This window comes from Mycobacterium sp. D16Q16, assembly GCF_002013745.1.
Lineage (GTDB): Bacteria > Actinomycetota > Actinomycetes > Mycobacteriales > Mycobacteriaceae > Mycobacterium.
In genome coordinates, this window is sequence record NZ_MAEY01000001.1 from 239,474 (window position 1) to 252,547 (window position 13,074).

General features: G+C 64.0%; 12 protein-coding genes and 1 tRNA gene. 8 read left to right on the plus strand and 5 right to left on the minus strand.

All coding sequences use genetic code 11. The features are described 5' to 3' along the window. Positions 1 to 14: 14 nt before the first annotated feature. Positions 15 to 356: a DUF732 domain-containing protein gene (locus tag B4394_RS01160; protein ID WP_078309429.1), complete on the minus strand. Its 342-nt coding sequence runs from the start codon at positions 354 to 356 to the stop codon at positions 15 to 17. Between the two features lie 133 nt (positions 357 to 489). On the opposite strand from B4394_RS01160, the gene B4394_RS01165 reads away from it, so the two are divergent. Further along, positions 490 to 2,325, plus strand: a complete 1,836-nt coding sequence (locus tag B4394_RS01165; RefSeq protein ID WP_078313910.1) for an amino acid permease — start codon at positions 490 to 492, stop codon at positions 2,323 to 2,325. 11 nt (positions 2,326 to 2,336) lie between these two features. Here B4394_RS01165 and B4394_RS01170 read toward each other — a convergent pair whose 3' ends face one another. Next, positions 2,337 to 3,716 carry a cation:dicarboxylate symporter family transporter gene (locus B4394_RS01170; protein WP_078309226.1) on the minus strand — a complete coding sequence of 460 codons (1,380 nt, stop codon included), beginning with the start codon at positions 3,714 to 3,716 and terminating at the stop codon, positions 2,337 to 2,339. Between the two features lie 135 nt (positions 3,717 to 3,851). Between B4394_RS01170 and B4394_RS01175 the strand changes: the two genes are divergently transcribed. After that, positions 3,852 to 4,583, plus strand: a complete 732-nt coding sequence (locus B4394_RS01175; protein WP_078313911.1) for an MmpS family transport accessory protein — start codon at positions 3,852 to 3,854, stop codon at positions 4,581 to 4,583. Here the strand turns inward: B4394_RS01175 and B4394_RS01180 are convergent. Beyond that, on the minus strand, positions 4,580 to 5,899 hold the full coding sequence (locus B4394_RS01180; RefSeq protein ID WP_078313912.1) for an MFS transporter: 1,320 nt from the start codon (positions 5,897 to 5,899) through the stop codon (positions 4,580 to 4,582). The genes B4394_RS01175 and B4394_RS01180 overlap by 4 nt on opposite strands. Before the next feature lie 109 nt (positions 5,900 to 6,008). Between B4394_RS01180 and cmrA the strand changes: the two genes are divergently transcribed. Then, complete coding sequence (gene cmrA / locus B4394_RS01185) at positions 6,009 to 6,812, plus strand: mycolate reductase (protein WP_078314208.1); 804 nt, start codon at positions 6,009 to 6,011, stop codon at positions 6,810 to 6,812. Here the strand turns inward: cmrA and B4394_RS01190 are convergent. Next, positions 6,809 to 7,468: a TetR/AcrR family transcriptional regulator gene (locus B4394_RS01190; protein ID WP_286141890.1), complete on the minus strand. Its 660-nt coding sequence runs from the start codon at positions 7,466 to 7,468 to the stop codon at positions 6,809 to 6,811. The genes cmrA and B4394_RS01190 overlap by 4 nt on opposite strands. A 128-nt stretch (positions 7,469 to 7,596) precedes the next feature. Here B4394_RS01190 and B4394_RS01195 point away from each other — a divergent pair, with 128 nt between their 5' ends. Next, positions 7,597 to 8,547 (plus strand): AurF N-oxygenase family protein, encoded by a 951-nt coding sequence (locus B4394_RS01195; protein ID WP_078309230.1) that lies wholly within the window; start codon positions 7,597 to 7,599, stop codon positions 8,545 to 8,547. A 25-nt stretch (positions 8,548 to 8,572) separates the two neighbouring features. Here B4394_RS01195 and B4394_RS01200 read toward each other — a convergent pair whose 3' ends face one another. Continuing rightward, positions 8,573 to 10,099, minus strand: a complete 1,527-nt coding sequence (locus B4394_RS01200) for a helicase HerA-like domain-containing protein (protein WP_078313914.1) — start codon at positions 10,097 to 10,099, stop codon at positions 8,573 to 8,575. Positions 10,100 to 10,226: 127 nt separating this feature from the next. On the opposite strand from B4394_RS01200, the gene orn reads away from it, so the two are divergent. The 4 genes from orn to B4394_RS01220 all read left to right on the plus strand — a co-directional run bounded on the left by orn (position 10,227) and on the right by B4394_RS01220 (position 13,053). Next, positions 10,227 to 10,853 (plus strand): oligoribonuclease, encoded by a 627-nt coding sequence (gene orn / locus B4394_RS01205; protein WP_030095049.1) that lies wholly within the window; start codon positions 10,227 to 10,229, stop codon positions 10,851 to 10,853. Positions 10,854 to 10,900: 47 nt separating this feature from the next. Further along, a tRNA-His gene (locus B4394_RS01210) sits at positions 10,901 to 10,976 on the plus strand. Between the two features lie 550 nt (positions 10,977 to 11,526). Beyond that, entirely contained in the window at positions 11,527 to 12,414 is an 888-nt protein-coding gene (locus B4394_RS01215) for a DivIVA domain-containing protein (protein ID WP_078309271.1), read from the plus strand. A 75-nt stretch (positions 12,415 to 12,489) separates the two neighbouring features. Continuing rightward, positions 12,490 to 13,053: a cadmium resistance transporter gene (locus B4394_RS01220; RefSeq protein ID WP_078314209.1), complete on the plus strand. Its 564-nt coding sequence runs from the start codon at positions 12,490 to 12,492 to the stop codon at positions 13,051 to 13,053. Positions 13,054 to 13,074: the final 21 nt, after the last annotated feature.

A 13,074-nucleotide genomic window follows, 5' to 3' on the forward strand; every position in this document is an offset into this window, starting at 1 on the left:
AAGAACGAACCGGCCTAGGTGTGGCTGGCGGCGCGCTCCAGAACGGGACGCTGCTCGGGGCAGTACTCGTCGATCGAAGCGGACAGGAACTGCCACTTCTGCTCGGTGGAGGTGGTGCGATCGAGGTTCTTGGTCAGGAAATTGGTCGCCTGGTAGGCGTCCTTATCCAGGCCCGTGTCCAGACGGTGGCACGCGATCTTGCCGAGATAGGCAGTCTTGTCCGGCGGCGCATAGATGCCGTATGAGTGCAGTGTCTCGTTGAAGCTGACGTCATCGGCATGTGCCGGGGAGGCCATGGCGATCGCGGCAGCACCCGCACCCATCGCGATCATCGCAGTAAGACTGAGTCCCTTCATGCCGGTGAGTCTACATCCGTTGACCTCAAGGGACATAGGTTCGCAGATGTCATCGTGATTGACACCACTGCCGAGACCTCAAGATCACGTAAAGAACCACGAAAACCCCTGCGTCTGTGCCTACTCTCCCTCGGTGGTTTCTGCGCCTCCCTCCCCTCCCGTACCGCCGCGCGTCGCCGACCCGCGCCTGCGCCGTGCCCTCAAGGACGACGCGCACAAACTGACCTCGGTCGGCGGGCTCGCGGCGCTGTCCCTGGACGCGCTGTCCTCGGTGGCTTACGGTCCGGAGGCCATCGTGCTGGCCCTGATCGCCGGCGGAGTCGGTGCCATCGCCTTCACCCTGCCGGTGGCCATCGCGATCACAGTGCTGCTCATTGTGTTGGTGTTCTCCTACCGCCAGGTCATCGCCGTGCACCCCGAAGGCGGGGGCTCGTACGCCGTGGCCAAGAAGGACCTCGGCCGCGGTGCGAGCCTGTTGGCCGCCGCGAGTCTGGTCGTCGACTACGTGCTGACGGTCGCGGTGAGCCTGGCCGCCGGGGCGGCGAGCCTGGCGAGCGCCTTTCCCGCGCTGGCCCCGCATCTGCTGTCCATCACACTGATCGGCCTGGCGATCCTGACAATCCTCAATCTCATCGGCATCAGCGAGTCGGCCAAGGTGCTCATGCTGCCGACCTTCCTGTTCATCGCGTGCATCCTGGCGGTCATCGTCTTCGGACTCGCGCACTCCACTCCGGTGGCCGTTATCGGCAAGGACCTCGGCCCGGTCGAGCCGGTCAGTGCGCTCGGCATCATCTTGGTTCTGAAGGCGTTCGCGGCCGGGTGTTCGTCGCTGACGGGCGTGGAAGCCATCGCGAACGGCGTCCCGGCCTTCAAGACACCCGCCATCAAACGGGCCCAGCACACCGAGGTCGCCCTGGGAATTCTGTTGGGCCTCATGCTGATCGGCCTTAGCATTCTCATCAAGGCACACCATGTGGTTCCCCGCGGCGACGTCACCATTCTGGCGCAGCTCTCCGCGGCGGCCTTCGGCACCGGAATACCGTTCTACATCACGAATGTGACCGTGGCACTGATCCTGGGCTTCGCGGCCAACACCAGCTTCGGTGGACTGCCGGTGCTGATGAGTCTGCTCGCCAAGGACGACCGGATGCCGCATCTGTTCGCGTTGCGCGCAGAGAAGCCGGTCTACCGCTACGGCGTCGCCGCGCTCGCCGCATTCTCCGCGCTGATCCTCATCGCCAGCGACGCCGATACCCACCGCCTGTTGCCGCTGTTCGCGATCGGGGTGTTCATCGGATTCACCATCAGCCAAGTCGGTTTGGTCAAGCACTGGTTCGGCGCCCGCACATCCGGCTGGCATGGGAAGGCCGTACTCAATGGGTTTGGTGCGGCGCTCTCGGCCGTCGCCATGGTGGTGTTCTTCGCCAGTAAGTTCACCGAAGGTGCGTGGCTGCTCGTCATCGTCATCCCCCTGCTGATTCTGCTTTTCGGGCGCACCGAGAACTACTACCTAGGCGTCAAACGCGAACTGACCCTCGAGGAATTGCCCACGCTCACACCCAATCCCCCGGACCAGACACCGCTGGTGATCGTGCCGATCGACGACATCAACAAACGCACGGTCCAGCTGTTGGAGGCGGCACTGCACCTGGGTGGCGAGGTGGTGCCCGTCACCATCAGCCGCACGGATCAGAAGGCGCATGCGATGACCAAGCGCTGGGATCAGTGGAACCCGGGACTTGAGCTCATCGTGTTGCCAACCGCGCATCGATCCCTGGTGACCCCGCTGGTGGAATACGTCAAGAAGCGGCAGGCCGACGGTCGCCAGGTGACCGTGCTCATCACCGAGATCAAGACCACGCGGCGCTGGCACCAGATTCTGCACAACCAGACCGGAATTGTGCTGACAGCCAGCCTCATCGACCGCACCGACGCGATCGTCGCCAACTATCCATACCGCATGAACTGACGATGCCGCCGTCAGTTGACGGCCGGCACGGACACCTTCTCGTCCGCGGCCGTATCGGTGTGGTCGTCGAGCATGGTGGTTTCGTCGAACGGATCAGCACCCGAAAGAACCGTCTTGATCCGCTCGCGATCCGTCGTCTTGGTCCACGTTCCGATGAGCAACGTGGCCACCGCATTGCCGGAGAAGTTGGTCAGCGCACGCGCCTCGGACATGAACCGATCGATGCCGACGATCATGCCCACACCGTCGACAAGATCGGGCCGATGGCTCTGCAGTCCACCTGCCAGCGTGGCCATTCCGGCACCGGTCACCCCGGCCGCACCCTTAGAGGCGATGATCATGAACACCAGCAGTGAGATCTGTTCGCCGATCGACAGCGGCTTTCCCATCGCGTCGGCGACAAACAATGAGGCCATCGTCAGATAGATCGCCGTCCCGTCCAAGTTGAACGAATAGCCGGTCGGGACGACGATGCCCACCGTCGACTTCTCGACACCGAGGTGGGTCATCTTCGCGATCAATCTCGGCAGTGCCGATTCCGAGGACGAGGTCGAGACGATCAGCAGGTATTCGCGTGCCAGGTAGCGCACCAGCTTGAAGATCGATACCCGAGCCACCGCCCACAGCAACGCCCCCAGCACACCGAAGATGAAGATCGCGCACGTCGTGTAGAAGCCGAGCATCAGTGCGCCCAGCTCTTTCACGGCGTTCCAGCCGGTCTGACCGACCACATTGGCAATGGCGCCGAAGGCACCGATGGGCGCCAGCCACAACACCATGATGAGAACCTTGAAGACCAGCTTCTGGAGCATCCCGATACCGCGCACGATCGACTCACCGGTGGAACCGAGGGCCTGCACCGCAAAGCCGACCAGCAACGCGATGAACAGCGTTTGCAGCACGCTGCCGGAGGTCAATGCCGAGAACATCGTCTCCGGCACAATCGATTTGATGAAATGCCAGGTTCCACCTGCGGCATGGGCCTGGTCGGCGTACTTGGCGCCCGCCCCCTGGTTGGCCCCGGACAGATGCAACCCGGTGCCGGGCGCGAGCAGATTGCCGACGACAAGCCCGATCGCCAAGGCGACGGTGGACATCGCCAGGAAGTACACGAATGCCAATCCGCCGACCCGGCCCACGCTGGCGGCCTTACGCACGGATCCGATGCCGAGCACGATCGTGCAGAAGATCACCGGGCTGATCATCATCTTGATGAGGCTGACGAAAATCTCACCGAGTACGCCCACCGATTTTCCGAATCCCGGCCACAGCATGCCGACGATCACACCGAGCACCACCGCGACAATGACCGCTATATAGAGCCAATGCGTGCGGTCCTTGCGTTTCTTCGGTGGAACACTGTCGGTAGCCGTTGATTCGGTCGCAGTCATGGCCCCTATCGTGCCGTACCGTGACCGGGATCACAGCACGACCCCACCATCTACCCACGTCCGGCGACGATCCACCGAAAACACGGTTGACCGGCTTTCACCTGCGTTGATGGCTTGGCGGGTACCCTGGCGGCCATGGACAGCAACCGCCGCGACGATGCGGCCGCCCCCGGCGGCTCCACGTCATACGGTCCGTGGTCGCAGTCCAGCCAACCGTTGGATTACCCCGAGGACCCGGCCTACGCCTCGCAGGCGTTCGAGTATCCCGCGCTCTCCAGCACCGCCCAGCCCAACCAAACGGCCGTGCTGCCGCAGCAATACGGGTCGTACGGACCTCCCCCACAGGATCCCGAGCTCCCACGCCGATCGAACACCTTCTGGCTGTGGGTCGTCGGTGTGGGTGCGCTGGTCGTCATCGTCGCGCTGATCATCACCCTCGTCGTCCTTATTCAACGCGAAGATGACCGGCCCCCCGCAGTTATTGCCACCCCGTCCACCCGGACGTCAACGACCACCGCACCCAGCATGCCGAGCCTGCCGCCGATACCGAGTTTCACCATTCCGCCGATCCCGGTGAACCCTCCGACGCAGGGCAGCCAGGCCGCCACCGAGACGGTGGTCTACGAGGTCGGCGGCCGCGGCCCCGCCCTGAACGTCACCTACTTCGACGCCAGCGGATCCCTGCAGATGGAGTTCAACGTCAAGCTGCCCTGGCGCAAGGAGGTCAAGCTGAACGCCGAGCAGGTGACCAACGCCGTGGTGATCGCGGCCGACTTCTCGCACGACGTGTCCTGCACCCTGCTCGTCAACGGAACGCAGAAGAGCACCACGTCCGGGAAGATGGCGACCTGTAGCGGTATGGGCTAACTTGAGCCGCTGACGTTTTCGCCGGTCACCGGGTCATACCGGGGAACCTTGACGAAGATCACCGCCACCAGTCCCAGCGCGATCATCAACACCGGCCCCGCGATTCCCGCACGGGTGGCATGGAACAGCAACGCAAACGTGGCGAACAGCCAGGGGCCTGCGAAAGAGACCGCCCGCCCCGTCATGGTGTACAGACCGAAGACGAACGCCTCCCGGCCTGCTGGCGCCATCCGCAGCACCAGCGTTCGGGCCGCTGATTGCGGCGGGCCGACGAACGCCGCGATGGCAAGCCCACAGATCCAGAACGCCGACTGACCCGACAGGCACATCATCAGGACGCCGAGGGTGACGATCGCGGCAAGCGAGCCGATGATGATTCCCTTGGAACCCAAGCGGGTATCGATTAACCCACCCAGCACCGCACCAACTGCCGCCATCACGTTCCCGGCGACCCCGAACAGTGTGATGTCGGCGCCGGATAAGTGAAAGACCCCGCTGGCGATGACCGGAGTCAGTGCGAACATCGCGACCATGCCATCGCGGAAGATCGCACTCGCTATGAGGAAGTAGATGATGCGCCGGTCCATGTGCCACTGCTCGACGAGGTCGCGCCACAACTCCCGGTACACCCCCAACAATCCGGGTGAGCTGGGCGGTGGGGCCCACGGATCAGGTACCGGCCGGGATAACACCAGCGGCAGCGCGAACACGGCGAACCACGCCGCCGCCAACAACGCCGAGACGCGCACGTCGAATCCGTCGGCGGCGGGTATGTGGAAAAGCCCGCGGGTCGGTCCATCCCCCGAGATGAAGCCCAGATAGCACACCAGAAGGACAACGACACCGCCGATGTACGCGGCCGCCAGGCCGAGGCCGGAGACCCGCGAGGCGTTGGCGGGCGTGGTGAGCCCATGCATCATCGCGTTGTACGGAACCTGGGCCAGCTCGTTGAACACCGAACCCGCGCAATACAACCCGAGACCCAGCCACAGGTAGCGGTTGTCCTCGCGCACCAGGCTCATCGTGCTCGCAACGAACACCACCAATGTGGTGAGGGTGCCCAGCGCGACACGGCGCCGCCTCGGCGTGTCTGCCCATACCCCGATCACCGGCGCGAGCAGAAAAACAAGAACACCGCCCAGACCCATCATCCAGCCGAGGAGGCCCTGCGGGACGCCATCGGGCATCCCCGCGCCGACTCTGCCGGTCAGATACGGCGTGAAGATGAACATCACGATGACGGTGTTGAAGGCCGCAGACCCCCAGTCGAACGCCGCCCAGGCAGCTATCCGGCTGCGTGAGACAGGGGTGTTCAATTGTCGGCCGGGTCCTGGGTCTTGACGCCCCACAGGCTCCTCGACCCCAGGCATGCTCATTCCCACCAGCGTAACCTGGCGCGCGCTGGGCAACCTTTACCATTGCCCCATGCCGATACCCGCACCAAGTCCCGATGCCCGCGCCGTTGTCACCGGAGCCTCCCAAGGGATCGGAGCGGCACTCGCCGAAGAGCTTGCCGCCCGCGGCCACAACCTCATCATCACCGCCCGTCGCGGCGAGATCCTCAGTGACCTCGCCAACACCCTGACCGAGAAGACGGGTGTGATCGTGGAGGTGCGTGCGGTGGACCTCGCCGACCCCGGCGCGCGTGATGCCCTCTGCAAGGAGCTCTCCGAGCGCAACATCTCGATCTTGTGCAACAACGCGGGGACCGCGACCTTCGGTCCGATACGCAGCCTGGACCCCGAGGGCGAACGCAAGCAGGTGCAGCTCAACGCGGTTGCGGTGCATGACCTTACGCTGGCGGTGCTTCCCGGCATGCTTGAGCGTGGCGCCGGCGGCATCCTGGTCTCGGGGTCGGCGGCCGGAAACTCCCCGATTCCCAACAACGCCACCTACGCGGCGACCAAGGCATTCGCGAACACCTTCTCCGAGTCGCTGCGCGGTGAACTCAAGGGCACCGGGGTGCATGTCACGCTGCTGGCACCGGGACCGGTGCGCACCGTCGAACCCGACCCCGCCGAGGCGTCGATCGTCGACAAGGTGGTTCCGGACTTCCTGTGGATCAACGGGGAGTACACCGCGCGGGTCTCCCTGAATGCACTGGAGCGCAACAAGATGCGCGTCGTCCCCGGAATCACGTCGAAGGCGATGTCGGTGGCCGCCGGCTATGCACCGCGCGCCATCGTCGCCCCGATAGTGGGCAGCTTCTACAAGAAGCTCGGCGACTAGCCGTCGCCCCGCAAGTCCAGTAGCGCCGCGCGGGCCGTCTCGAGCTTCCCCGGATCGAGCGATCGCTGCGGGTCGATGATGACACCCTTCGACCGCAGAAACACGTCGACCGAGGCCCACAATGTTTCAGCGAGGCGTTCTCCGGCGGCCTCGTCGGGCGCGGCACCCCGAGCTACTCGCCATAGTGCCGTCGTCGCGGCCGTGCCGATCAGCGCGGCCGCCAGCTGATCCGCGCCGGCCGGGTGCACGTTGACGCGCTCCAGAAACGACGAGATCACCGCGGCGAGTTCGGCGATCGCACCGTCGTCACGCACAGCCGGGGCCGGCTTTCCGCGCACGCTCACCATCTGATGCTCGAAGAGGAAGCGGGTCGATTGCGGGAACCGCTGCACCAGCTCGAGGAAGAGAGATGCAGCGCGTTGTGCGGACTGTCGCGGCGCGATGCGCATGTCCACAGCCGCGGTCAGCTGCCGCCGTACGGCCGCCACCATGGCCTGCGCTACTGAGTCAAAGAGATCGTTGCGGTCTTCAAAATGCCTGTACAGCTTGGGCTTAGCGGAGTGCGCCACCCGGACGACATCCTCAACCGTGGCCGACGGTCCATTTCTCTCGATCGCGACCACTGCCGCAGCGACGAACTTTCGGCGCACCCGCACCTTGTGCTGCACCCAACGTTCACGCCGGGCATCACTGCGATCCGCCATACCATTGACGCTACTCCAAGTACCCGGTACTTTTCAGTACCATCTACTGAATTGGCGGACTGAACAGCGGAAGGCATGTCATGTCACAAACGCCCATCACCCAGAGCGACTCACCTATCGAGCGCACGGCCGTGCGGCTCCTGCGTTCGTCGGTCGAGCGTTCCTACAACCCGGAGGTCGACGTCGATTGGGATGCGCCCGACGTTCCGGGGCTGCGCTATGTGCCCGACAAATACATCTCCCTGTACGGCACAAAGATCTTCGACCGGATGACCGAGGACGAGAAGATTCGGCTCGGGCGCCTGGAAGCATCGGCCCTGGCCAGCTGGGGCATTCTCGCCGAAAGCGCCCTCATGCACCCCATGCTCAAGCTGGCCTCGGTCAGCGATCCCCGCAGCGCCACAGCGCAATACGCACTGACCGAGGTCGCCGACGAGTGCCGCCATTCGGTGATGTTCGGCCGCCAGATCAACACGCTGAGCGATCGAAGCTATGACCCGCCCATGATTGCCCGGGCTTTGGTGGGCATCACCGCACTCGCCCCACTGTCCGCGACCATCTTCTCGATGATGCTCATGGTCGAGGAAATACTGGACCGGTTGCAGCGTCAGACCATGAACGACGAAACCCTCCAGCCCCGCACCCGGGCGATCGCCAAAATCCACGTCGTCGAGGAGGCCCGGCACATCAGCTATGCGCGCGTGGCACTGAACCGTGCCGTCGCACGCACCGGCCGTACCCGAATGGCCGTGGAGCGCTTGATCGTTGCGGCCGGGGCGGCGGTGGTACCGCTGGTCATGGTGCAACCGGCCGTGTATCGCGATGCCGGACTTCCGCCCTTGCGGGCCGCATGGACGGCACTACGCAATCCGCACTACCACGCGAATCTGAGGTTCTTCGGCGAGCGTCTGGTCCGCGTCATGGATGAGGCCAACATGCTCGAAGGCCGACTGGTGGAGTACCTCTGGCAGCGATCCCGAATGCTGCCCGAAGGCTTCGTGCCACAGTCGAAACGGACGGCAGACGCCTAGATCTCAGCGGCGATTACGCGCGGTCTTACTTCTTACCCATATTCCGGATGAGCTGCTTGCCCAGCGCGCTGAGGAAGCTCTGAAAGCTCCTGTTGCTGAGCAGACGCCGCCACCAGCTGGGCTTCTCAGGTACCGGTTTGGCGCCCTTCTTGGCGGGAGCCTGCCCGACGGGGGCATCCTGCTCTGCCTGGGCTGCCTTCTCGGCGAGAACCTCGAAGGCGGATCGCGAATCGACCGTCTGGCCGTATTTGGATTGGAGGGGGCTGGACGCGGCGGCGGCCTTGATGGCGTCGTCACCGATGGCGGCCATCAGCGAACGCGGCGCACGCATCCGGGTCCACGCCACCGGCGTCGGCGCGCCCCTCTCAGAGAGCACCGTGACGATCGCCTCGCCGATGCCCAGCGAGGTCAGCGCCGTGCCCATGTCGTACACATCCGTCTTGGGATAGGTCTTGACGGTCTTGGCAAGGGCCTGCTGGTCCTCGGGCGTGAAGGCACGCAGCGCGTGCTGAACGCGCGCACCTAACTGCGAGAGCACGTTGTTGGGCACGTCGGTGGGCAGCTGGGTGCAGAAGAAAACGCCGACACCCTTGGACCGGATGAGCTTGACGGTCTGCTCCACCTGCTCCAGGAACGCCTTCGACGCGTCGGCGAACAGCAGGTGCGCCTCATCGAAGATGAACACAAGCTTGGGCTTGTCAACGTCGCCGACCTCGGGCAGCTTCGTGAACAGGTTGGACAGAATCCACATCAGGAAAGTGGAGAAGAGAACCGGCCGCGCAGCCTGCGTCCCTAGCTCGATGAGCGTGATGATGCCCTTGTCTCCGGACGTACGCATCAGATCGTTCGGATCGATTTCGGGTTCGCCGAAGAACGTGTCGCCGCCGTCGGCCTCCAGATTGATCAGCGCTCGCAGGATCACGCCCGCCGTCGCCGCTGACACGCCACCGAGGTTCTTCAGGTCCGCCTTGCCCTCATCGCTGGTCAGGTGCGTGATGACCGCGCGCAGATCCTTCAGATCCTGCAGTGGTAGCTGCTGTTGGTCTGCCCAGTGGAAGATCAGCCCCAGCGTGGATTCCTGGGTGGCGTTGAGCCCCAGCACCTTTGACAGCAAGATCGGCCCGAAGCTGCGGATGGTGGCGCGGACCGGCACACCGATTCCGTTGGTGCCCAGGGACACGAACTCGGTCGGGAAGCCCGTCGGCGCCCAGTCGTCGCCGGTGTCCTTGGCGCGGGCGGCGGTCTTGTCATTGGCCTCGCCGGGTTTGGAGATGCCGGACAGGTCGCCCTTGACGTCGGCCATGACCACAGGCACTCCCGCGGCGCTGAGCTGCTCGGCGATCACCTGAAGGGTCTTGGTCTTGCCTGTACCGGTCGCGCCGGCGATGAGGCCGTGCCGGTTGAGGGTCGCCAACGGAATGCGGATACGCGCCGCCGGGTCGACGGTGCCGTCCACCACGACCGACCCCAGTTCAAGTGCCTGACCTGTGGTGGCATATCCGGCGGCGATCTGCTGTGCGGGCGTGGCTCCCGCGGTGGTCTGCTCGGCCATGGCCACGACCCTAATGCCCCGAAGCGACTCCGTCATCGCTCAGTGTGGCGTCGGCAGGGGATTGCTCGCGAAATTCCGTGCTGACGTCACACTCGCGGATCACACGTACCGCTACTGTGGTCAGACTGTGAGTGCCCCACGCGATGAACTGGTCTGGATCGACTGCGAGATGACCGGGCTCGACCTCGGTTCAGACAAACTGATCGAGATCGCCGCCCTCGTCACCGACGGCGACCTCAACATCCTCGGCGAAGGCGTTGACCTCGTCATTCACGCCGATGACGCGGCGCTGGCCGCGATGCCTCCGGTGGTCAAGGACATGCATGCCAAGTCCGGGCTCACCAATGAGGTCCGCAAGTCGACGGTCACTTTGGAAGAGGCCGAGGCGCAAGTGCTCGACTACATCCGCCAGCACGTGCCCTCAGCCAAGGTAGCTCCCCTGGCCGGGAACTCCATTGCCACTGACCGCGGATTCATCGCACGGGATATGCCCGCCCTCGACGAGTTCCTGCACTACCGGATGATCGACGTCAGCTCCATCAAGGAACTCTGCCGCCGCTGGTACCCGCGGATCTACTTCGGCCAGCCCGACAAAGGCCTGGCCCACCGAGCGCTGGCAGATATCAAGGAGTCGATCCGCGAGCTGCGCTACTACCGGCGCGCGGCCTTCGTTCCCGACCCCGGGCCGTCTACCAGTGACCTTGTCGCGATCGTGGCGAACCTGGACAACGCTGCGGATACCGATTCGGCCTAAGGCGCCATCACCGGTTAAGATCTTTCACGCCGCTTCACGCGGCAATGGTGGCTGTAGTTCAGTTGGTAGAGCACCAGGTTGTGATCCTGGCTGTCGCGGGTTCGAGTCCCGTCAGCCACCCCATATCGGAATCGCCGTCTACACAAGTAGGCGGCGATTCCGTTTCTCGAGGTGACCTTCGGCGTCGGGGCGGGCACCGCCGTTCCGTTCTTCCTCCTGGTCCGTGACACGGTGGCAGCCCAAACCCCCGCCGCGAGCCAGATACCCCATACCGCGACCCGGTAGTTCTCGTCATCGCTACCTGAACTTGCGCAATCAAGATCAGTTTCAGGAAACCCCGTCTATAGGCAATACGTTCCATGATTCCGCCTACGGCAAATCACACGGCCGGCAACCAGTACGTCTGCAGTGATGCCAACGGGGATCGTTAGCAAACACCGCAGCCATTCGGGCACGGCTGAGGCGAACCCGCTGCGAGCGTGCTGTCATCGATCGGCGGCAGCAACACTTGCGAAAATAGACGCTGTGACCAGGCGCGTCGGATGTGGACAATCTGGTTACGTCACGACCCAGTATTTACCAACACCTGTATACGAGAACTGGTAACGCGTGTCATACTCTTCGCGGGCTAACGCTCTCCCACTACTTCCACACCTGTTTCCAAGGGGTACCAGTGACCGTGACCACCACCAATGAGTCCACTCGGAACTTCACCAGGACCCGTAACGGGTACGACCCGATTGAGGTCAACGAGTACATCAGCCGACTGACGATCATGCATCAGTCCGGACTGAACGACGTGGAGACGCTCAAGGCTCGCCTCGAGGAAACCACCAAGCAGGTCGCGTCCCTCAAGGACGAGGTATCGAACCTGAATGACACGTCCCCGTCCGCACACGCGATGACCGACCGGATGGCCAAGATGCTCCGCATCGCCGTCGACGAAGTCTCCGAGATGCAGAGCGAGGCACGCACCGAGTCGGCCGCGCTGGTCGCCGCCGCCAAGTCCGACGCCGAAGCCATGCGCACCAAGCACAAGGAAATGCTCGCCGATATGGCGGCGCGGCAGAGCGCACTGGAGACCGAGTACACCGAGGTCATGGCGCGGGCCCGCGAGGAAGCCAATCAGATTGTCGCCCAGGCGGTCAGCGAGTCCGAGCGGCTACGCTCGGCAGAGGCAAAGCGGCGTGAAAAGGCCGAGACGGAGCTGGACGAAGAGCTGACCAAGCTGCGTACCGAAACGCAGTCGACCGTCGATGAGCAGCGGCGCAGCACCCAGGCCGAGTGCGAGAAGCGCCTCGCCGATGCCAAGGACGAAGCAGATCGCCGTCTGCGCCTGGCGGATGAGCAGATCGAACGCCGCCTGGACCAGGCCCGTCGCTCAGTGGAAGAGGTTGGCCAGCAGCGCATCTCGATTCTGGAGCAGCTCATGAGCGTGCACGGCAAGCTCGAGAGCATCCCGTCGATCCTGGAGTCCGCCTACCGCGATCGCGACAACTCCAAGTCCATCATCATGGTGCCGTCCAAGCGAGTACTCGACCAGAAGGTCATTGAAGGCTAAAACTGCACTCCGGAAAACCCCCGTACGCTCGCTGGCGTGCTGGTGGATTGGGCGTTGATAGGCCGCGCCGCGGCGATGTTCGCGGTGACCAACGTCGACGACATGGTGGTGCTGGCAGTCTTCTTCGGTCGGGCCGGGCGCTCCCGTTCTGCGGTGGCCCGGGTTGTTATCGGTCAATGTCTGGGGTTCTCCGCGATTCTGGCGGTGTCGGTGGTGGGAGCGTTGGGCGCTAATCTCCTGCCGGAGAAGGCGATTCCTTACTTAGGCCTGCTTCCTCTGATACTCGGACTACGCGCAGCCTGGAACCTGCGACGCGATCGCGGCAGCGAGAATACCGCTACTCCTGCGCAATCCGGCGGCGTTGGGGTGTTCCAGGTAGCAGCGGTGACGTTCGCCAACGGCGGCGACAACATCGGCGTGTACGTGTCCGTGTTCGCCCTTGCCGGAGCGGACGGGATGGCCGGGTATGCGGTGGTGTTCCTGTGCGGTGTGGCGCTGTGGTGCCTGGCAGGCTGGTTTTTTGCGTCACGTCGGGCAGTCGCAGCACTGTTGACCCGCTGGGGTCATGTTGTCTTGCCGCTGGTGTTGATCGGGATAGGTCTCACGATCCTGATCGACGGCGGGGCGTTCGGCCTATAGTTCCGCGCGCAGACGCGATGC

Excerpts from the sequence above, each read along its gene's own strand:
- B4394_RS01160 (WP_078309429.1), bottom strand. The coding sequence starts at position 356 with ATGAAGGGACTCAGTCTTACTGCGATGATCGCGATGGGTGCGGGTGCT.
- B4394_RS01170 (WP_078309226.1), bottom strand. The coding sequence starts at position 3,716 with ATGACTGCGACCGAATCAACGGCTACCGACAGTGTTCCACCGAAGAAA.
- B4394_RS01175 (WP_078313911.1), top strand. The coding sequence starts at position 3,852 with ATGGACAGCAACCGCCGCGACGATGCGGCCGCCCCCGGCGGCTCCACG.
- cmrA (WP_078314208.1), top strand. The coding sequence starts at position 6,009 with ATGCCGATACCCGCACCAAGTCCCGATGCCCGCGCCGTTGTCACCGGA.
- B4394_RS01195 (WP_078309230.1), top strand. The coding sequence starts at position 7,597 with ATGTCACAAACGCCCATCACCCAGAGCGACTCACCTATCGAGCGCACG.
- B4394_RS01200 (WP_078313914.1), bottom strand. The coding sequence starts at position 10,099 with ATGGCCGAGCAGACCACCGCGGGAGCCACGCCCGCACAGCAGATCGCC.
- B4394_RS01220 (WP_078314209.1), top strand. The coding sequence starts at position 12,490 with ATGTTCGCGGTGACCAACGTCGACGACATGGTGGTGCTGGCAGTCTTC.